Source organism: Nocardioides sp. B-3, from assembly GCF_024703895.1.
In the GTDB taxonomy this organism is placed as follows: domain Bacteria; phylum Actinomycetota; class Actinomycetes; order Propionibacteriales; family Nocardioidaceae; genus Nocardioides.
In genome coordinates this window covers 772,133-791,580 of record NZ_CP087968.1, presented here as the reverse complement: position 1 = coordinate 791,580, position 19,448 = coordinate 772,133, and the positions used below count along the sequence as shown (strand labels likewise).

The window sequence follows — 19,448 nt, the reverse complement described above, 5'->3', positions numbered from 1 at the left end:
CACATTCTCGAAGACGATGTGGACGTCACGGCGGAGGACCTTGTCTTCCCCGGAATCTCCAACACCAAGTGACCACACCGCTCGAGACCCGGGCAATCGATAGGAGATCATCATGACGCCCGAGAATTCGCAAGCCTTGATTGAAGTGCCGAATACCCAGCGTCGAGTCAAGCCACTCCTTGAGATCAACGGGATCTGCAAGACCTTTCGTCGCGGCAAGCGAACGGTCGAGGCACTGACCGAGGTCGACCTCCAAGTCGCAGACGGGGAGTTCCTGACGATCCCGGGTCCGAGCGGTTGCGGCAAGAGCACCTTGCTGCACATCATCGGCGGGTTCGAGAGCGCCACCGTCGGCTCCGTACTCCTGTCCGGTGAACCAGTCACGAAGCCGAGTCGGGCCCCGGGCATGATGTTCCAACACGGTGCCCTCTTTCCGTGGAAGAGCGTCCTCGACAACGTGGCCCGGCCGCTCGTCGCAGCTAAGGAAGGGCGGCGTGAGTCGCGGCAGGCCGCTATGGAGTACGTCGAACTCGTTGGCCTGAACGGATTTCAGGATTCCTACCCCGGCGAGCTATCCGGGGGCATGCGCCAACGTGTCGCGCTCGCCCGGACCTTGGCCATGAAGCCGCGGGTTCTCCTCATGGACGAGCCTTTCGGCGCGCTGGACGCACAGACGCGGGAGCTCATGCAGGAGGAGCTCAACAGGATCTGGAGTGCGACGGGTACCACGGTTGTCTTCATCACCCACGACATCAATGAGGCCATCTTCTTGGGTGACCGGGTCGTGGTGATGGGCGCGCGGCCCGGGCGCATCGTCCACGAAGAGCCTGTGGACCTACCACGGCCTCGCACCGCGGAGGCCAAGAAGGACCTGCGCATGCTGGAGCAGCACAATCGGCTGTGGGATGTGCTCCGTCAAGAGATGCTGCCGCGTGGCGATGAGGCGAGCCGGTGAGCGCCACGGGCGCCATCGCGCGAGTCGTGGAGCCCGCTAATCCGCGGGTCCCACTCTATGAGTGGATGCTTGCCAAGCAGTGGCCGCTCTCTTTGGCCGCTGGCATCCTGCTCCTGCTCGGCTGGGAAGCCGCAGGGCGGAGCGGCCAACTGCCCGAGTACGTGCTCACCCCCACGGCCATTGTTCGTGGCGCAGTCACGACCTATGAAGAGGGTCTTTTGCTACCGGCGATCGCGACGAGTGCGCGGCGGCTAGCGGCCGGATTCGCGATCGGTACCGGGATCGGAGTCGTGCTCGGTCTGGTCTCTGGTCGGAGTTGGTTCATGAGCAAGGTGGTCGATCCGTTGGTCAGCGTCGCAAACCCCATGCCAAAGATCGCCCTGCTCCCCGTCTTTGCGGTGTGGTTGGGCTTCACGGACGTCACTCGAGTCAGTGTCATCGCCTTGGGGTGCTTCTTCCCGGTCTTCATCAATTCGGCGAGCGGCACCAGACTCGTCGAGCTGGACCTGATGCGTGTGGCGGACAATGTGGAGGCATCGTCCCTTCGTCGTTTCTTCAGCGTCGTTCTTCCTGCTGCTCTGCCGCGCGTTCTGGTCGGCATGCGGATAGCGGTCGCGCTCTCGTTCGTCACCATGTTTGCCAGCGAGATCGTGGTGAGTCCTGATGGGGTCGGGGGCATGCTCTACAACGGCTACGAGAACGGCCGCTTCGACGTGATGTACGGCGGCTTGCTGGTACTGGCGACGGCGGGGTTCCTCGCCGATCTCGCCCTGAGCCAACTCGGCACCCGGTTGACCCGGGGCCAGAACATCGAGGCGGTGGGCAGCGATGGCCGTTGAGAGATCGACTCGGCGATGGCTTGGCATGGTCTTGAGCGTGGTCAGCCTCGCCGTTCCCGTTGCGCTGTGGGAGCTCAACGCATGGTCGCAACAGAACCCCATCCCTCGGCACTGGCCCGGGCCGCATCTGGCACACGATGATCGCCTCGGCCCAGTCAGGGGAGCTCTGGTACAACAGTTCGGTCTCCATGCAGTCGGGACTCACGGGTCTGGCCCTCGCAGCCATCCTCGGAGTTGGGCTGGGAGTCCTGATGGCTCAGAGCCGAATCGCCGGGGGCCGTTTTCTCGCCGTTCCTCAGCGCGACCTACCCGGTGCCGAAGCTCGCTCTGTATCCCGTCTTTATCCTGACTTTCGGGCTGGGGACTCTGCCCGTGATCGTTCTGGTCGCGCTCGAGTGCATGTACCCCATCGCCTACAACACAATGCAAGGGGTGCAATCCACCAATAAGGAATTGGTTCGCGCTGCAGCCAACGCCGATGCCGGCTGGGTCCGCACCTTTTGGGCTGTGCAGGTGCCATCCGCACTGCCGGCCGTGCTGACCGGGCTTCGGATCGCTGTGCCGATCATGGTCGTGGTCACCGTTGTGGTGGAGATGCTCGGTCAAAGCCGCGGCCTCGGGTACATGATTCGCGATGCTGGCCGCAACTTCGAACCCTCACAGGCACTCGGTGTGATCTTGCTGCTCGGTGTCCTCGGCACGGTGCTCGATCAGCTCATTCAATTCGCGACCCGCAAGATCGTCTTCTGGGAAGCCAACCCCGATGGATGATCTGGCGAGCGTGCCCCAGATTGATGATCCGGATACCGTGGAAGAACTGGACGCTTGGATCGAGGCGATCACCGCGGCCGCAGACATCGAGTCCTTCCCACGCGCCACGATCGCTTACGGCGAACACGCGCAGCAGGTCGGGGACCTCTGGCTCCCTCCCCGGTGCAGGGCCGTTTCCCACGGTCGTGCTGATTCATGGTGGCGGCTTCCTCGCCCGCTTCTCGCGGACGATCATGAACGCCAACGCCGCCGACCTCGTACGCCGCGGCTATGCCGTCTGGTGCCCGGAGTATCGCCGTACCGACCACGGATGGCGGACCTCGTCCAACCACGGCCGACATCGAAGCCGCCCCCGGCTCATCTGGGTCAACTATCTGCGGCCGTTGACCTCGAACGGGTTGTCGTGGTGGGGCACTCCGCGGGTGGTTACCCGGCCCTATGGTCCGCGCGTTCCGGTCGTGAGCCACGTCATCGCGTTGGGTGCGGTGTGCGACTTGCGCGTCAACGCCATCGAGCCGGGGGATGGCTATGCCCAATTCATGGGTGGGATGTATGACGAGGTCCCACACGAGTACGCCCATCTCGACCTCCTCTCTGATCGTGCTGTGAGTGGGGCCTTACGGGTCGTACTTTGTGGGTTGCACGACCAACCACACCGGTTGGAGGAGAACAGGCGATACGTGACCAATGCCGTTGCCCGCGGTGAGCACGTCGTTTACGAAGAGCTGCCGGCTACCGGACATTTCGCGTTCATGGACCCACGATCACTAGGTTGGACTCGAGCGATGACAGCCCTCGAATCATTCGGATTGTGAGCGGATCCATGGCTGATCCGGACGTGCGCGCGCCGTGCTGGCTGGAACTTGGGGGTTCGCCGACGACGGAGGTCCTCGACTTCTATGCCACCCAGCTCGGCTGGACCTACGACCTGAACCCTGCAGATTCGGGCTACCGGCGGTCCTACTCAGACGGGTTGAAGGTCGCCGGCTTCGGTGGCCCGGTCACGCCGAGGCCAGACCGTGGCTGGCGGATCTACATCGGCGTCGAGGATCTGGAAACGACCTGCGCTCTCGCAATCAACGCAGGGGCTAGCGCGCTCAGTTGCGTCACCGTCGTACCCGACGGCCGCTTCATGTGGATCAGGGACCCCCGAGGGCGCGCTTGTTGGGTTGTTCGAGTCCGTGGTCGACCCCGGCACCACGACCGCCCCCGGGGTAGGACGAATCAGCGGCTGGATCCTGCAGACGACGGACCCCGTGAGGAGCAGGCGATTCTATGAGGGCGTGTTCGGTCGTCCGCTCGCGCGGGTCTATTACGAACTTTCCAAGTCTTCCTGCTGGGTCGTCCAAGTGACAGCGGACGTCGAGCAAACTCAGGAACTGTCCGACCCCGAAGGGAACCGGTTGCGGCTCAACCCTCGAACCTAACCGCGGATCGACCCACTGAAGCGCCCCGGGTTCTCGGCCGTTCCTATACGGGGTGCGGCTCTCGGTTGAGAGCAGCGTAGTGGGCATCGTCCTCGGAAGCAGCACGGCGGAGCACGCGCTTCCACGGCTCGCCGTCACCGGCCGGTGCCTTGAAGCACACACCGGTACTTGTTGCTGCCCGCCGACGGGGCATAGAGCCGCCCCCGCCACGGCCGCGCACTGCCGTCCGTCGTACGCGGCTTGCCCTGCGCGAGCAGCTTCGGTTGAGAACGCGTCGCCACGAGACCTCCTACGCTGGAGAAAACATCGTACGCCGGTTTCGTGCATCACTCTCGTGCATCACTCAAGGAAAAATGATGCACGTGCCACTCGTCAGGAGTTACAGGAATGGCCAATCGTCTCGCCTCGGCGACCAGTCCATATTTGCTCCAACATGCCTCCAATCCAGTGGATTGGTGGGAATGGGGCCCTGAAGCCTTCGCCGAAGCGAAGCGTCGTGATGCACCAATCTTGTTGTCTGTTGGCTACTCGGCTTGCCACTGGTGCCACGTGATGGCGCACGAGTCCTTCGAGGACGAGACGACGGCGGCCTACCTCAACGAGCACTACGTCAGCATCAAGGTCGACCGCGAGGAACGCCCGGACGTCGACGCGATCTACATGCAGGCGACGACGGCGATGACCGGGCACGGCGGCTGGCCGATGACGTGCGTGCTCGACCACGAGGGCAACCCGTTCTTCGCCGGCACCTACTTCCCGCCGCGCCCGGCGCACGGGCAGCCGTCGTTCACTCAGGTACTGCAGGGGCTCAGCGACGCGTGGGTCAACCGCGGTCACGACGTCGCGCGGGTCGTGGGCAACCTGCGCGAGCACCTCAACGCGCAGGCCGCGCTGCCGGCCGGGCTCGTCGACCGGGCGGTGCTCGACGGCGCCGTGAACAAGCTCCGGTCCGAGTTCGACACCGCCAACGGCGGGTTCGGTGGCGCCCCGAAGTTCCCGCCGTCGATGGTGCTCGAGTTCCCGGTCCGGCACGGCTCTGACGATGCGCTGGCGATGGTCGACGACACGCTGGAGGCGATGGCGCGCGGCGGCATCCACGACCAGCTCGGCGGCGGCTTCGCGCGCTACTCCGTCGACGCCCAGTGGGTGGTGCCGCACTTCGAGAAGATGCTCTACGACAACGCACTGCTGCTTCGGGTCTGCGCCGATCGCCGTACGCCGATGGCGGCCTGGGCAGGGGAGGGGATCGCCGACTTCCTGATCCGCGAGCTGCGCACCGACGAGGGCGGCTTCGCGTCTGCGCTCGACGCCGACAGTGAGGGAGTCGAGGGGAAGTTCTACGCCCGGACGCCTGCCCAGCTGGTCGGCGCCCTCGGCGAGGAGGACGGTAGGTGGGCGGCCAGCCTCTTCGAGGTGACCGACACGGGCACCTTCGAGCACGGCGCCTCGACGCTGCAGCTCCTCCGCGACGCCGACGACACGGATCGGTGGATCGCCGTCCGCGATCGGTTGCTGGTTGCGCGGTCCGAGCGCGTACGCCCCGAGCGGGACGACAAGGTCGTGGCCGCCCGGAACGGGCTGGCCATCAGTGGCCCGGCGCGCCTCGCTGCGTGGCTCGACGAACCGCGCTACCTCGACGCAGCCGTTGCGGCGGGCGAGCTGCTGCTGGAGCTCCACGTGGTCGACGGACGGCTGCGGCGGGTCTCGCGTGACGGCGTCGTGGGGACACCCGCCGGCGTGCTCGAGGACCACGGCGCCGTCGCGGCCGGCTTCCTGGACCTCCTCCGGGCGACCGGCGACTCGCGCTGGCTGCACGCCGCCACCGACCTGCTCGACACCGCACTCGCGCACTTCCCGCGCTGACGACGGTGGGTTCTTCGACACCGCGGACGACGCGGAAGCCCCGGTCGCCCGTCCGCGCGACCCGAGCGACAACGCATCTCCGAGCGGGCTGTCCGCGCTGCTCCACGCGCTGGTGACGTCGTCGGCGGTGACCGGCGACCTCCGGCACCGGGAAGCAGCGGAGGCTGCGCTGGCGACGGTGCACGCGCTCGCCGTGTACGCACTCCGCGGTTTGCCGGCTGGTCGCTGGCCGCGGCCGCCGCCATGCTCGACGGACCCCACGAGGTCGCGATCGTCGGCCCGCCCGGAGCCCAGCGCGAGTCGCTGGCGAACCTCGCCCGTCACCACCCGACCGCGGTGGTCGTGGTCGCGGGCGGGTCGGACGAGGCGATCCCGCTGCTCGCGGGCCGAGGCCCGGTGGACGGCCGCGCCGCGGCGTGCGTCTGCCGCCACCACGTCTGCGCGGCGCCCGTGACCGACGTGGAGGGGCTGCGGGTCGCGCTCGGCTAGCCCCGTTGTCGGTGATCGGTGCCAGAGTGTCGGCATGCGACTCGGGACCGCGATGAAGGACAGCGTCAAGACCCAGCCGCGCCGTTTCTACGACGGCGGCGTGCTGGCGATCGGCGATCGGATCGGGCTGCCACCGGACCCGGCGGCAGATCCGCGGATCGTGCTCGAGCGACATCTGGAGCGCGACCTCGAGACCTTCAGCACGGAGCGCCGGATCGCCTATCGCGACCGGCACCTCGGCGAGATCCCGGTGCCCGCGTCCCCTGACTTCCGCACCGACCTCACCTCGACGCCGGCGCTCTTCACCCGGCTGGTGCCCAAGACCGGGGCGCACCTCCCGGCGGCGCTGGTGCACGACGCGCTGGTGGCGGGCGGCGGCGACCCGTCCTACACCTCGACTGACGGGCACGTCATCGACCGGGTCGAGGCCGATCGCGTGTTCCACGACGCGATGGCCGACACCGGCACCGGCGTGGTCCGGCGCTGGATCGTGTGGGCGGCCGTCACCGCGGCCACGATCTTCGTCAAGGACGGCCTGCCCCGGTCGCCGCTGGTCAGCTGGCTGCACCGCGTCGGCGCGGGGGTCTCGCTGGCGTTGATCGTCTACCCGGGCTACTGCGCGACCGGCGAGCTCTTCGACCTGGACTGGCCGCTGGCCGCGACGCTGCCGTGGATGGGGGAGCGGGTCTGGTGGCAGGAGGTCCCGGGGGGCTTGGCCGGTGCGATCGTGATCCCGCTGGCGCTGAGCCTGTTGTGGGGGCGGTTCCTGCTGGCCGGCGTGATCGGCTGCGTGACGCTCGCCGTGCTGTTGCACGTCACGCTCGGGCTGGTCGCGATCTCGCTGACCTACCTCGCGCTCGAGAAGATCGCGAAGCGGGCGCCGACCATCGCCCGCCTGCTGGCGCTCCTCGTGATGGTGGCGGCGCTCGTGGCCTTCGTCTGGTTCAGCTTCGACTGAGCCCGACCTCGGCGAGCCAGCGCGCGGCGAAGGTGTCGGGCGGCAGGTCGGCGGTGACCAGTGTCGACGCCGGTGTGGAACGCCAGCACCAGCAGCCCCAGCGCACCCAGCCCGACGAGCGTGCCCTTGATCCGCTGCGGCACCCACTCGCGGGCCTCGCGCATCCGGTGCCACCAGCCGGCCACCGACGCGGTGACGATCGCCGAGACGATACTGGCCGGGACCGCACCGAGCACGGTGCCCATCAGGTCGAGGCGCGAGCTGAGGATCGTGGCGGTGGCCGCGGCGACGGCACCGGCGACGAGCTGGGGGAGGGAGAGGTCAGGACCGGGACGGCGGCTGGTGGAGTCAGGCACCCCGGTACGACGACCGGTGCTGCTCAGTTGTTCCGACTCGTGAGGCGGCTCACGTCGCCGTACGCCCCGAGCTCGGCGGCAGCTCAGCGCAGCGAGTAGGTCGCCAGCGAGACGCCGACGTAGTGCGTCACGAAGGCCGGGATCGTGAACGTGTGGAACACCTCGTGGAAGCCGAACCAGCGCGGCCACGGGTTGGGGAACTTGGTGCCGTAGACGATGCCGCCGAGCGTGTAGAGGCCGCCGCCGGTGGCGACGAGCACGATCACGGCCGTCCCCACGCCGGCTCCGTAGTTGGCGGCTGCACCGGAGACGAAGTCACCGAAGAAGAAGACGGGCGCCCAGCCGAGGGCCATGTAGATGGGGGCCGACAGCCAGCGCGGCGCGCCCTTCCAGACGACCTTCATGAAGACGCCGCCGATGGCGCCGCCCCAGACGATCGCGAGCATCGCCCAGCGGTTGGTGCCGTCGAGGAGCAGGAGCGCGAAGGGCGTGCAGGAGCCGGCGATCAGCAAGAAGATGTTGGAGTGGTCGAAGCGCTTGAGGCGCGAGTGCACGGTGGGCGACCCGAGTGCCGCGGTGATAGACCGCGGAGACGGTGAACAGGACCAGCGCGGTGGCCGCGAAGACGCCCGACCCGATGCGGGTCGTGGCGTCCGGGGACAGCACGACCAGCACGATGCCGGCGGCCAGCGCGAGGGGGCGGTGGCCGGGTGCAGCCACCCGCGCAGGCGGGGCTTGACGTCGGCAATGACCTCTTCGACACGCTCGGAGAGCTCGTCGAAACGATCGCGCAGGATGTCGTTCATGGGCACAACCTACGTGGGGGTAGGGCAGAAGTCAGGTGTTCGGGATCAGGATCACTGCGTCACCCCGGATATCGGTCACGGTTACCATCGACGCGTGGCGAAGTTGAGGGACGCAGTGCGTCGGGTGCTCTATCCGGCCTACGAGCACCGCGTGGTGAAGTTCCTCCCGTCCGATCGCATCCCCCAGCACATCGGCGTGATGCTCGACGGCAACCGCCGCTGGGCGAAGGCCGTCGGCCTCGACACGGCCGGTGGTTACCGGGCCGGCGCCGACAACATCTTCCCGCTGCTCGGCTGGTGCGAGGAGGTGGGCGTCAAGGTCGTCACCCTGTGGCTGCTCTCCAGCGACAACCTCACCAACCGGCCCCCCGAGCAGATGGTGGGGCTGCTCGCCATCATCGAGGGCGCCGTCGAGTCGCTCGCCGTGCAGCGCAAGTGGCGCATCCACCCGGTGGGCGCGCTCGACCTGCTGCCGGCCAGCACCGCCGAGAAGCTCAAGAAGGCGGAGGACGACACCCGCGACATCGACGGCATCCTGGTCAACATCGCCGTCGGCTACGGCGGTCGTCGCGAGATCGCAGATGCGGTCCGCTCGTTGCTCCGGGGAGCATGCCGCACAAGGCACCTCGCTCGACGAGCTCGCCGACGTGATCGACGTCGAGCACATCGCCGCCCACCTCTACACCAAGGGCCAGCCCGACCCCGACCTCGTCATCCGCACGTCCGGCGAGCAGCGGCTCGGCGGCTTCCTGCTGTGGCAGAGCGCCAACTCGGAGTTCTACTTCTGCGAGGCGCTCTGGCCGGACTTCCGTCGGGTCGACTTCCTGCGCGCCATCCGGGCGTACGCCGAGCGCGAGCGTCGCTTCGGTTCCTGAGCGTCGTCCCGGCGGGCGTGCTCGCGTCGCCGTACGAACGAAACAGCCTGTTCACCCCGCGTTCTGGCGTGTCGCTCCGGTTCGGTTGATTTGCGGCGTACTTTTTAAGGCATCGGCGGGTGGGGAAGCCCGCGGAATCGGAAGGCGCAGATTGACTCACGCGGCGTTTCAAGGAGCCTCCCGGTCCATGCATTGAACTGGACCGGGTGAAGGCGTTCGCGCCGGTCCGTGAGGGGTAGTCCACAGTGGCCAGCAGCGCTACGAAGAACCGCACCTATGTCCTCGACACCAGCGTCCTGCTGGCCGACCCCGGCGCCCTGAAACGGTTCGCCGAGCACGAAGTCGTCCTGCCGGTCGTGGTCATCACCGAGCTCGAGGGCAAACGGCACCACCCCGAGCTGGGCTTCTTTGCCCGGTCAGCACTTCGCATGCTCGACGAGCTGCGCATCGAGCACGGCCGCCTCGACGCGCCCGTGCCCGTGGGCGATCTCGGAGGAACGGTCCGGGTGGAGCTCAACCACACCGACGCCGCTTCCCTGCCCTCCGGCTTCCGGCTCGGTGACAACGACACCCGGATCCTCGCGGTGGCGCGCAACCCGGCCAACGAGGGCTGCGACGTCACCCTCGTCTCCAAGGACCTGCCGCTGCGGATCAAGGCGTCGGCGGTCGGGCTCGACGCGCAGGAATACCGCGCCGAGGCGATCAGCGACTCGGACACCGGATACACCGGGATGTCCGAGCTCGAGGTGAGCTCGGCCGAGCTCGACGAGCTCTACAACGACGGCGTGCTCGACCTCGAGTCCGCGCGCGACCTTCCGTGCCACAACGGCCCGGTCCTGCTCTCCGATCGCGGTACGGCGTTGGGTCGCATGGGTCCCGACAAGCAGGTCCACCCGGTGCGCGGCGACCGGGAGGCGTTCGGCATCCACGGCCGCTCCGCCGAGCAGCGGATCGCGCTGGAGATGCTGCTCGACCCGGAGGTCGGCATCGTGTCGCTCGGCGGTCGCGCCGGCACCGGCAAGTCGGCGCTCGCGCTGTGCGCCGGGCTCGAGGCCGTGATGGAGCGGCGCCAGCACAAGAAGGTCGTCGTCTTCCGCCCGCTCTTCGCGGTCGGCGGCCGAGAGCTCGGCTACCTCCCCGGCTCCGAGTCCGAGAAGATGAGCCCCCGGGGGCAGGCGGTCTTCGACACCCCGGGAGCGCTCACCACGCCCGAGGTGATCGACGAGGTGATGGACCGCGGCATGCTCGAGGTGCTGCCGCTGACCCACATCCGTGGCCGCTCACTGCACGACGCCTTCGTGATCGTCGACGAGGCCCAGTCCCCGGAGCGCAACGTGCTGCTCACGGTGCTCTCCCGGATCGGCGCCAACTCCAAGGTCGTGCTCACCCACGACGTCGCCCAGCGCGACAACCTCCAGGTCGGTCGCCACGACGGCATCGTGGCGGTCATCGACAAGCTCAAGGGCCACCCGCTGTTCGCCCACGTGACGCTCACCCGTTCGGAGCGCTCGCAGATCGCCGCCCCGGTGACCGAGATGCTGGAGAACGTCAGCATGTGATCCGTCCCCGACCCGCTCCCCACTTCTGGGGAGCGGGTCGACTCATTTCTGAGGCGCCTGTGGCCCTCTGTGACCAGTGGGGCCAATGAGGCCGTGTGACTTTGCCGGTTCTGTTTGCACGCCCTCGATCCGTCCTGCATGGTTGCTCGTGATCGTTTCGTGATCTCGGGGCCGCTTTCCCCCAAAGCGGCCGTCACGTATCGGCTCCACGCACGACTGCCCCTGCCTGATCGGGGTCAGCCCCCGTCGCCTATCCGTGAGACCTCCCTGTGACAAAACCCCCAAGTACGTTCCATCGCACCGCGCCCCCGGCAAGCACAAGGCACTGAAGACCGCCCCCCAGCGAGCCCTGCGCACCTCCGTGTTCTTCACCGGAGTCGCCGCCGCCGCCACCGGGCTCGTCGTCTCCAACGGCGTGCTCGGCACTCCCGGCCGGTACGGCGACGACCGACCTAGCCTCGGCCGCGGTCCGGGGCACCGAGTCGGTGTCGACGGACAGCACCCGCGCGCGGACCCCGATCGTGTCCCGCTCCGATCGTCGCGGCTCCACCGACGCCCGCAAGGTCGCCGCACTCTCCGCCGGCAACGGCCCGGCGGTCACTCGCACCGAGGACCTCTCCACCGGTGATCCGCGCGACATCGCCCGCGCGCTCCTGCCCGAGTTCGGCTTCAGCGACTCCCAGTTCGACTGCCTCGACTCGCTCTACGAGAGCGAGTCCGGCTGGCGCATCGACGCCGACAACCCCTCGTCCTCGGCCTACGGCATCCCGCAGGCGCTCACCCAGCTGCACGCCCTGCCCGCCGACTACATGACGTCGGCCGAGTCGCAGATCCGCTGGGGCCTGGGCTACATCCGGGACACCTACGGCACGCCGTGCAGCGCGTGGTCGTTCAAGGCCGGCAACGGCTGGTACTGAGCCGCGGCTGAGATCTCACAACTGAGGCAGTTGGGGTCGCCGTACAGGCAACTTGAGCGTGAGGCGCGGCGGTTTCAGGTCGAACTGCCTCAGTTGCGCCTGATGCCAGCGCCCGACCTATCCTGACATCGAGCCGAGACGGCTCACCGGACGAGGGAGCCGTACCCGGACAGCGACAAGACGGCCGCTCAGGAGTCCGTCATGGCATGGCTTGTCCCTTCTTGTCTCCGGTGTCCTCGAGGCCGTGTGGGCCGTCGCCCTCGGCCGGTCCGAGGGCTTCACCCGCCTCGTCCCGTCCGTCGTCTTTCTCGTCGGCATGGTGCTCAGCATGGGCGGGCTCGCGACGCTGACCGTCGCCTACGGAATGCTGACGGGCGACGAGTCAGTCAGCGCGGTCAAGGTCCTGCTGATGCTCGGCCCGGTCGGCTGCGTCGTCGGGCTCAAGCTCGCGCACTGACCGTCTTCACCATCACGCAGTTCTTCAGGCCCTTGGGCCGGTCGTAGGTGAACCCGAGCCGCTCGTAGGTCCTGCGCGTGCTGTTGTAGAGGAACGACGAGGACATCTTCTTCGTCTGGTTCGTCAGGTCGTGCGGGTAGCCCTCGACCACCCCGCCGCCGGCCTCGGCGATCAGGTCGAGCGCGCCCCGGAGGGCCAGCTCGGTGATGCCCCGGCGGCGGTATCGCTTGTCGATGAAGATGCAGGTGAGTCGCCAGTCGGGGTCGCGGGCCTTGGTGGCGTCGTACTGCTTGCGGTGGTGGATCGACGGCAGCTCCTCGGGTGAGCCGAACTCACACCACGCGATCGCCTCGTCCCCGTCGAAGACCAGCGCGGCGTGCGCCTTGCCCTCCTCGACGTACTGACGCTTGAGCGCGCGATTGGCCTCCGCACCCTGCCCGCGCTCGGGCCCGTCGGGATGGAAGTAGATGCACCAGCACCCACCGAAGATGCCGCCGTGGCGGACCACCATGTCGTCGAAGGCCGGCCGGGTCTCCGCGCTGAGCGCCTTGATGTCGTACGGCGATGCGTCGGTCACGCATCGAGGCTAGGACGTGCGGCGGACGAACGCGAGGGTCAGCGGGCTTCGAAGACCGTCACGTGCCCGGCGTACTCCCGCTCGCCCTCGAAGTGCGGCAGCACGAGGCCCTCGTTGGACGAGTCGAGATAGGCCTGCGCGGTGGCGTGGTCACCGAAGACCGCGCGGGTCTCCGAGGTCGTGGCGGCGGACGTCGGCGAAGCGGCGCCGCAGCACCGACTCGCCGGTCTCGCTGCTGAACTGGGTGATGTCGCGCTTGCCGCCGGCCGCGATGCGCAGCTCGGCGAGGTGGTCGTTGCCGTTGGTGACGGCGACGAACGTGCCGCCCGGCTTGAGCACCCGGCGGACCTCGTTGAGGGCCCGCTCCGGGTCGCGCACGTGGTAGAGCATCCAGCCGGCGTAGACGACGTCGAAGGCGGCGTCCTCGAAGGGGAGGTAGCAGATGTCGGCCGGGCGGGCGTCGACGCCGCGGACGGCGGTGAGCTCGACGAACCGTTCGGAGAAGTCGGTCGCGACGAGGGTGACGCCGGGCAGGGCGTTGATCCGCTCGGCCATGACACCGGTGCCGCAGCCGACCTCGAGGATGTGGGCGTCGCCGACGAGGGCGCGGTCGATCGCGTTCAGCGCCTCGTTGACCGGGTCGAGGCCATCGGCCGTCGGGTGCCACACCGAGCGGCGGGTCTCGAGGTTGCCCTCGGTGGCGTACTGCTCGCGGACGTAGTCCGGATCGTTGAGCTGGCTCATGGTCGAGTCATCCGTTCCACATCGAGGGCTGCGTCGAGTTCCTGTTCGGTGAGGGCGCCGCGTTCGACGTACCCCATCGCGATCACGGTCTCACGGATCGTCGCGTTGTCCTTCAATGCCTGCTTCGCGATCTTGGCCGCTTCCTCGTAGCCGAGGTGCTTGTTGAGCGGCGTGACGACGCTGGGGGAGGACTCGGCATAGGCGCGCATGCGCTCGGCGTCGGCGGTGATGCCGTCGACGCAGCGCTCGGCGAGCAGGGTGGTCGAGGTCGACAGCAGGCGGATCGACTCGAGCAGGTTGCGCGCGATCACGGGCATCTGCACGTTGAGCTCGAAGTTGCCGCTCGCGCCCGCCCGGGCGACCGCTGCGTCGTTGCCGACGACCCGGGCGCACACCATCAGCGTCGCCTCGGGCAGCACCGGGTTGACCTTGCCGGGCATGATGCTCGACCCCGGCTGCAGGTCGGGCAGGTGGATCTCGGCGAGCCCGGTCGTGGGCCCGGACGAGAGCCAGCGCAGGTCGTTGCAGACCTTGGTGAGGCCGACGGCGATCGTGCGCAGCACGCCCGACAGCTCGACGAGGGAGTCGCGGGTGCCCTGTGCCTCGAAGTGGTTGCGCGCCTCGGTGAAGACCTGCCCGGTCCCCACGGACAGTGCCTCGATCACCCCCGACGCGAAGCCGGGCGGGGTGTTGATGCCCGTCCCGACGGCGGTGCCTCCCAACGGCAGCTCGCGGACGCCGGGGAGCACGGCGACGAGTCGCTCCGCGGCGTACGACATCGTCGCGGCCCAGCCGCCGAACTCCTGCCCGAGCATCACCGGGGTCGCGTCCATCAGGTGCGTGCGCCCCGCCTTGACGAGTCCGGCGAACTCCTCGGCCTTGGCGGCGAGCGAGGCCTCGAGCGTCGCCAGCGCCGGGAGCAGGTCCTCGGCGACCGCGAGGGTGGCCGCCACGTGGATCGCGGTCGGGGAAGGTGTCGTTGGAGGACTGCGACGCGTTGACGTGGTCATTCGGGTGTACGCCGCCGGCGAGGCTGGCCGGGACCTCGTTCATGTTCATGTTGGAGCTCGTGCCGGAGCCGGTCTGGAAGACGTCGAGCGGGAAGGCGTCGAGGTGCTCTCCCGCCGCGACCCGGTGGGCGGCTGCCGCGATCGCGACGCCCTGCTCGGCGGCGATCACGCCCGGGTCGGCGTTGACCGTCGCGGCCGCCCCCTTGACCAGCGCGAGCGCCCTGATCAGCCGCGGCTCGAGGGTGGTGCCGCTGATCGGGAAGTTCTCGATCGCCCGCTGCGTCTGGGCCCGCCAGAGTGCATCGGCCGGGACCTCGATGGCGCCGAGGGAGTCGTGTTCGGTGCGCGTCTCGCTCATGGGCACGACGCTACTCCCGAGGTCAGCCGATGAGCCCGCACTCCAGCACTGCGCACGATGCGACTCCGGGCACCGCGTAGGTGACGTCAGCCCTGTCCTCCCATCCCTCGTCCCACGGAGCGGTGTCGTAGAAGACGGTGTAACCGGGGAGGACGTCCGTGCTGATGCCACTGACGGCCCCTGGTCTCGCCGTTGACGCCGGCGGTGACCTCGGTGTGCACGCCCTTGACGTAGCCGATGATCCCGAAGTGCGCCCGGCCCTCTGCGGTGACGGTGCGCTCGCCGCCGTACACACGCATCGGCCCCAACCCCTCCTCCTCGGGCCGGAAGGCCCAGACGGTGCGGATGAGCCGACCGTCGTCGACGATGCCGCTCGACAAGATGCCGTCGGTCGCGTAGAGCACCTCCATGTTGCCGTGGAAGACACCCATGTCGAGCGGGCTGCCGGTCACGGTCCCCTCCTCGGGGCTGCCGGTCCTGCCGTACCTGCCGTGCCTGTCGGCGCAGGCCATGACGCCGCAGACAAGCGGCGTGCGGGGCGCCTTGTCCTGCAGCTCGTCGATGGTGACGGTGTCCGTGCTCGGACTGCTCGGCGTCGTGGTGCCGAGCCGGGGAGAGTCGGCCGGCGAGATGCCGACCGTGTCCTCGCCGCCCCCGAGCAGCAGGAAGGGCGCGACGACGGCTGCCGCCGCAAGGCCGGCGCCGGCCGTCACTGCCAGCTGTCGGCGGCGGCGCAGCCGGGTGCCGGACCGGATCAGTCCGGCAGTGTCCACGGCGCCGGTGTGCGGCGGGTCCTCCCGGACGATGCGGGCGAGGTCGTCGTCGAGCTGGGTCATCGGGACTCCCGGGTCGAGGTGGTGTGTGCCGAACGCAGCCGGGCCAGAGCGCGCGACGCCGTGCTCTTGACCGTTCCGGCAGAGACGCCCAGTGCACGGGCGACGTCCTGCTCGGAGGCGTCGAGGTAGTAGCGCCACACGACGATGGATCGTTCGCGCGGTGACAACGGGGCGAGGAGCTCGGTGAGCTCGCTGCGGGCGTCCACGAGATCGGTCGAGGCGGCGTCGGCGGTCTCCGCGACGGTCTCGACCGGGACGGGGAGTACGGCGCCGGATGCCGTCGATGTAGCCGTTGACCAGCGCCCGGTGGACGTAGGAGTAGGCGCCGTCGCTCCGCACCCGGCCCCATCTGGCATAGCTGCTGGCCGGGGCGGCCCGGACGAGGTCCTCCGCGTCGTGGGTGTTGTGCGTGAGCAGGAACGCTGCTCTCCGGAGCCGAGGCCATGCGGCAGCCACGAACTCCTCGAACTCGCGGTCCTGGTCCGCTCGTGACATCCGGTCTCCTTGCGTCGTCGTCACCTGTCCCTACGCGGGTGCCAGCGCATCGGTTGAGTGACCTCCGAAGAAGTGTGCTCCTTGACTATTGGTAACAGGTAAGTTACCAATAGTCATGGACATTCACCGCGCTCGCCGACCCGGTCCGCCGGGAGCTGCTCGAGCGACTGGCGCGCGGACCGGGGCGGGTGGTCGACCTCGCGGGCGACCACGCCATCAGTCGGCCCGCCATCAGTCGGCACCTGCGGGTGCTCGGCGAGGCCGGGCTGGTGGTTGCCGATGACCGCGGGCGAGAGCGGCACTACCGCCTCGCGCGCGGGCCCGGCGCCCGTGTCGGACTGGCTCGCGAGGGTGGAGCGGACCCCTCGGTTCGACGGATCGGTGCTCGACGGCCCGGAGCTCGAGGTCCGCCGTACCGGCCGCGAACGCGCCTCGCAGCCACACTCACAGGAGGAGACAGCATGACCACCATCTCGTTCACACCCGGGGCGACCGGAAGGCGCGACGAGCGCGACGGGACCGCGTACGTCGTCTTCGAGCGCACCTTCAAGGCGCCGATCGCCGACGTCTGGGCAGCGGTGACGGAGTCGGACCGGTTGAGTCGCTGGATCGGCAGGTGGTCGGGCGACCCGGCCAGCGGTTCGGTCACGTTCTTCATGACTGCGGAGGCCGAGGACGCGCCTGCGGAGACCATCTGGATCGACGAGTGCGTCGAACCGAACCGGCTGGTCATGCGTTCTGCGCGGCCCGACGACCACAGCGAGGTGTGGTCCCGGCAGGTCGACCTCGCCGAGCGCGGTGGTGTCACCACGTTGACCTTCGCCCGGGAGATCGTCAACGTCGAGCTGGCGCAGAGCGTCGGGCCCGGCTGGGACTACTACCTCGACCGGATGGTCGCGGCCGAGACGGGTGGCGACCCGGCGGCCATCGACTTCGACGACTACTACCCGGCGTTCGCTGCGTACTACCGCGACGAGCTGTCCTGAGGAAGCTCCGCACGCACCGATGCGACCCGTCGATCACCTCGGTGTACGGCGCGGGGGGCGTCGTGCGGCTAGGCAGAGGCGCGGCCGGGGCAATGGCCAACGCCCTTCTTGAGGTGTTCCACGAGTCGCATGCGGGTGTTGCACCTCTGCCGAGCTCTTGCGTGCACGACCTCCTGGCGGGGAGACCGGGAGTTCGTGCGAGCAGGCCGAGGGGTTGTGGGGGGGTGTTGGAAAACACTCTGCGATCCCTCTTGACGGGTGTCAAGCGATTCCGTCGCAAACGGTCAGATATCCCCCATCTGGCCTACGATTGGGCCATGACCCCCACGGCCGGGACAGTTCCTCGCACTCGCGAGTCCAAGGCCGATGCACGTCGCGACCAGCTCGCCGAGTCGGCATTGATCACGCTCGGTGAGCGCGGTTATGCCAAGACCTCGCTGCGGGAGATCGCGCAGAACTCGCCGTTCTCGCACGGGGTCCTGCACTACTACTTCGACAACAAGATCGAGCTGATCACCTACTGCGTGCGCTACTACAAGGCGCAGTGCGTGACGCGCTACGACGAGGTCGTCGCCACCTCCACCACCGCCGACGAGCTGCGTGCGCGGTTCGCCGACAAGCTCGTCGAGACGCTCACGGAGGAGCCGCAGATGCATCGGCTCTGGTACGACCTGCGCACCCGGGCGATGTTCGAGGCCGACCTGCGACAAGCGGTGCTCGAGATCGACAAGTCGCTCGAGGTGATGATCTGGCGGGTCATCAGCCGCTTCGCCGAGCTGTCCGAGGCGACGCCCACCCCGGACGCAGCGACGACCTACGCCCTGCTCGACGGAGTTTTCGAGAAGGCGCTCCTCGAGCACCTGACCGGCACCGGCACCGCCCTGCCGACATTGCACGCGCGCGTGGGGCCTGCTGCCCTCGCTGATCACTCCCTGATCTCAGCGTCTCGCCGCGCGACGTACAGGTAGTAGGTCTCCGGCCGGTCCCGGAGCAGCACGTCGTTGGGCCGTTCCTCGACCGTGCCGAAGACGGCGCGCATGGCGCCGAGCAGCTCGGGTGCCGCCGCCGCGGACCAGATCACCAGCACGCCGCTGGGGTTGAGCAGGTCGCCGCAGCGCCGCAGGAACGCCTGCTCGTAGACGCGCGTTGTCCTCGTGCACGAGGTAGCCCGGCCCGTTGTCCACGTCGAGCAGGATCAGGTCGTACGTCGAACGCGCCTCCGCGATCGCCATCAGCAGGTCCGCATTGACGATCTTGATCCGCTGGTCGGCGAGGAGTGCCGGCCCGTGCGGGATCGTGCCGTTGCGCATCCACTCGACGAGCGACTCCTCGATCTCGACCACCATCACCCGCTCGACGCGCGGGTCGGCCAGCACCCGCTGGGCCGTGAACCCGAGCCCGAGCCCGCCCACCACGACGTCACGCGGATCGGGCACGAGGTCGAGCGCGGCCGCGGCGAGCTCGATCTCGCTCGCGGTCTCGATGGTGTCCATGACGAAGACGCCGTTGACGCGCAGCTCGAGCACGTCCGCCCCGACCTCGGAGGTGCGTCGGCGGAGCACCACCTCGCCGCGCTCGGACTCGGCCCGCGCGACCTCCACGATCTCCTCGCCGTTCATGCCCCTCATCCAAACACCGGGTCGAGGTCAGGGTCGATCTCGGGGTCCTGCCCGACGCGGGACGGGCCGGGCCGGCCTAGCGTGCTTCGCATGGCCTTCGTGCTCAGTCGCAATGCTCGCCGTACGACCCTGCTCCTGCACACGGTGTGCGGAGTCGGCTGGATGGGGCTCGACCTCGGCCTCGCCACCCCGGTGCTCACCGGCGCCACCACGGACAGCGGTCCGGTGGCCGCCGCGGCCTACACCGCCGCGCGGATCGTCATCCCCGTGGTGGTGCCGGTGCTGGCCGTGGGGATGCTGCTGACCGGGATCGTGCTGGGCCCGGGCACGAAGTACGGCCTCGTCCAGTGGACACGGGTGCTGGTCAAGCTCTGTGTGGCGACCGTGCTGACGGTGCTCGTCTTCGTCCGCTGGTGCCCGGGGCGCTGAGCATTCCCTCGGAGCTGACCGGGGGCGCGGACGCGGTGCGCGACCGGGTCGGAGGCGCGGGTCGCGACCTGCTGTTCCCGCCGGTGGTGTCCTTCCCCGGCGCTCGGCTTCGCGATGGTGGT

The 19,448-nt window shown here is 68.7% G+C and carries 20 protein-coding genes, 4 pseudogenes and 1 riboswitch; of the genes and pseudogenes, 15 read left to right on the top strand and 9 right to left on the bottom strand.

The annotated features are described in order from the left end of the window. Positions 1 to 112 precede the first annotated feature (112 nt). The 7 genes and pseudogenes from LP418_RS05260 (at position 113) to LP418_RS05230 (ending at position 7,302) form a co-directional block, all read left to right on the top strand. Positions 113 to 955: an ABC transporter ATP-binding protein gene (locus tag LP418_RS05260; protein ID WP_257955503.1), complete on the top strand. Its 843-nt coding sequence runs from the start codon at positions 113 to 115 to the stop codon at positions 953 to 955. A 65-nt stretch (positions 956 to 1,020) separates the two neighbouring features. Next, positions 1,021 to 1,794, top strand: a complete 774-nt coding sequence (locus LP418_RS05255) for an ABC transporter permease (RefSeq protein WP_257955502.1) — start codon at positions 1,021 to 1,023, stop codon at positions 1,792 to 1,794. A gap of 288 nt (positions 1,795 to 2,082) precedes the next feature. Then, positions 2,083 to 2,565 (top strand): annotated as a pseudogene (locus LP418_RS05250) (ABC transporter permease); the annotation flags it as partial. 823 nt (positions 2,566 to 3,388) lie between these two features. Then, a complete protein-coding gene (locus tag LP418_RS05245; RefSeq protein ID WP_257955501.1) occupies positions 3,389 to 3,844 on the top strand; it encodes a hypothetical protein in 456 nt (151 codons plus the stop codon). Positions 3,845 to 4,379: 535 nt separating this feature from the next. Then, positions 4,380 to 5,855, top strand: coding sequence for a thioredoxin domain-containing protein (locus LP418_RS05240; protein ID WP_257955500.1), 1,476 nt, complete (start codon positions 4,380 to 4,382; stop codon positions 5,853 to 5,855). Between the two features lie 243 nt (positions 5,856 to 6,098). After that, positions 6,099 to 6,344: a hypothetical protein gene (locus tag LP418_RS05235; RefSeq protein ID WP_257955499.1), complete on the top strand. Its 246-nt coding sequence runs from the start codon at positions 6,099 to 6,101 to the stop codon at positions 6,342 to 6,344. A 34-nt stretch (positions 6,345 to 6,378) separates the two neighbouring features. After that, entirely contained in the window at positions 6,379 to 7,302 is a 924-nt protein-coding gene (locus tag LP418_RS05230) for a DUF1353 domain-containing protein (RefSeq protein WP_257955498.1), read from the top strand. Here the strand turns inward: LP418_RS05230 and LP418_RS05225 are convergent. Continuing rightward, entirely contained in the window at positions 7,191 to 7,658 is a 468-nt protein-coding gene (locus tag LP418_RS05225; RefSeq protein ID WP_257955497.1) for a hypothetical protein, read from the bottom strand. The two genes, LP418_RS05230 and LP418_RS05225, sit on opposite strands and share 112 nt — an antisense overlap. Before the next feature lie 83 nt (positions 7,659 to 7,741). After that, the gene (gene trhA / locus LP418_RS05220; protein WP_257955496.1) at positions 7,742 to 8,464 is read right to left on the bottom strand and encodes a PAQR family membrane homeostasis protein TrhA; all 723 of its coding nucleotides are present in this window, start codon (positions 8,462 to 8,464) and stop codon (positions 7,742 to 7,744) included. Positions 8,465 to 8,534: 70 nt separating this feature from the next. Between trhA and LP418_RS05215 the strand changes: the two are divergent. The 4 genes and pseudogenes from LP418_RS05215 to LP418_RS05200 all read left to right on the top strand — a co-directional run bounded on the left by LP418_RS05215 (position 8,535) and on the right by LP418_RS05200 (position 12,272). Further along, positions 8,535 to 9,339 (top strand): annotated as a pseudogene (locus tag LP418_RS05215) (isoprenyl transferase). A gap of 245 nt (positions 9,340 to 9,584) precedes the next feature. Continuing rightward, positions 9,585 to 10,898 (top strand): PhoH family protein, encoded by a 1,314-nt coding sequence (locus LP418_RS05210; protein WP_257955495.1) that lies wholly within the window; start codon positions 9,585 to 9,587, stop codon positions 10,896 to 10,898. Positions 10,899 to 11,419: 521 nt separating this feature from the next. After that, a complete protein-coding gene (locus LP418_RS05205; RefSeq protein ID WP_257955494.1) occupies positions 11,420 to 11,815 on the top strand; it encodes a hypothetical protein in 396 nt (131 codons plus the stop codon). 125 nt (positions 11,816 to 11,940) lie between these two features. Next, positions 11,941 to 12,004: riboswitch (guanidine-III (ykkC-III) riboswitch) on the top strand. Positions 12,005 to 12,026: 22 nt separating this feature from the next. Then, a complete protein-coding gene (locus tag LP418_RS05200) occupies positions 12,027 to 12,272 on the top strand; it encodes a DMT family transporter (RefSeq protein ID WP_257955493.1) in 246 nt (81 codons plus the stop codon). On the opposite strand, the gene LP418_RS05195 is transcribed toward LP418_RS05200, so the two are convergent. From LP418_RS05195 to LP418_RS32515, 6 genes and pseudogenes are all read right to left on the bottom strand, one after another. Continuing rightward, positions 12,256 to 12,849 carry a GNAT family N-acetyltransferase gene (locus LP418_RS05195; protein ID WP_257955492.1) on the bottom strand — a complete coding sequence of 198 codons (594 nt, stop codon included), beginning with the start codon at positions 12,847 to 12,849 and terminating at the stop codon, positions 12,256 to 12,258. The two genes, LP418_RS05200 and LP418_RS05195, sit on opposite strands and share 17 nt — an antisense overlap. 150 nt (positions 12,850 to 12,999) lie before the next feature. Next, entirely contained in the window at positions 13,000 to 13,593 is a 594-nt protein-coding gene (locus LP418_RS05190; RefSeq protein WP_257955491.1) for a class I SAM-dependent methyltransferase, read from the bottom strand. Beyond that, positions 13,590 to 14,603: a lyase family protein gene (locus LP418_RS05185; protein WP_442940121.1), complete on the bottom strand. Its 1,014-nt coding sequence runs from the start codon at positions 14,601 to 14,603 to the stop codon at positions 13,590 to 13,592. Before LP418_RS05185 ends, LP418_RS05190 begins: the two co-directional genes overlap by 4 nt. A 19-nt stretch (positions 14,604 to 14,622) precedes the next feature. Beyond that, positions 14,623 to 14,961, bottom strand: a pseudogene (locus LP418_RS32525) (lyase family protein); the annotation flags it as partial. Positions 14,962 to 15,047: 86 nt separating this feature from the next. Continuing rightward, complete coding sequence (locus tag LP418_RS32520; RefSeq protein ID WP_442940120.1) at positions 15,048 to 15,797, bottom strand: hypothetical protein; 750 nt, start codon at positions 15,795 to 15,797, stop codon at positions 15,048 to 15,050. Then, on the bottom strand, positions 15,794 to 16,153 hold the full coding sequence (locus tag LP418_RS32515; RefSeq protein WP_442940119.1) for a sigma factor-like helix-turn-helix DNA-binding protein: 360 nt from the start codon (positions 16,151 to 16,153) through the stop codon (positions 15,794 to 15,796). The genes LP418_RS32520 and LP418_RS32515 overlap by 4 nt, the downstream gene beginning before the upstream one ends. Before the next feature lie 294 nt (positions 16,154 to 16,447). Between LP418_RS32515 and LP418_RS32510 the strand changes: the two are divergent. From LP418_RS32510 to LP418_RS05165, 3 genes and pseudogenes are all read left to right on the top strand, one after another. Then, a pseudogene (locus tag LP418_RS32510) lies at positions 16,448 to 16,549 on the top strand (ArsR family transcriptional regulator); the annotation flags it as partial. 204 nt (positions 16,550 to 16,753) lie between these two features. Further along, positions 16,754 to 17,278, top strand: a complete 525-nt coding sequence (locus LP418_RS05170; RefSeq protein ID WP_257955488.1) for an SRPBCC family protein — start codon at positions 16,754 to 16,756, stop codon at positions 17,276 to 17,278. A gap of 317 nt (positions 17,279 to 17,595) precedes the next feature. Continuing rightward, a complete protein-coding gene (locus LP418_RS05165) occupies positions 17,596 to 18,246 on the top strand; it encodes a TetR/AcrR family transcriptional regulator (RefSeq protein ID WP_257955487.1) in 651 nt (216 codons plus the stop codon). Here LP418_RS05165 and LP418_RS05160 read toward each other — a convergent pair. Next, positions 18,217 to 18,897, bottom strand: a complete 681-nt coding sequence (locus LP418_RS05160) for a hypothetical protein (protein WP_257955486.1) — start codon at positions 18,895 to 18,897, stop codon at positions 18,217 to 18,219. The two genes, LP418_RS05165 and LP418_RS05160, sit on opposite strands and share 30 nt — an antisense overlap. Before the next feature lie 90 nt (positions 18,898 to 18,987). On the opposite strand from LP418_RS05160, the gene LP418_RS05155 reads away from it, so the two are divergent. Beyond that, positions 18,988 to 19,326, top strand: coding sequence for a hypothetical protein (locus LP418_RS05155; protein ID WP_257955485.1), 339 nt, complete (start codon positions 18,988 to 18,990; stop codon positions 19,324 to 19,326). The last annotated feature ends 122 nt before the right edge of the window (positions 19,327 to 19,448 follow it).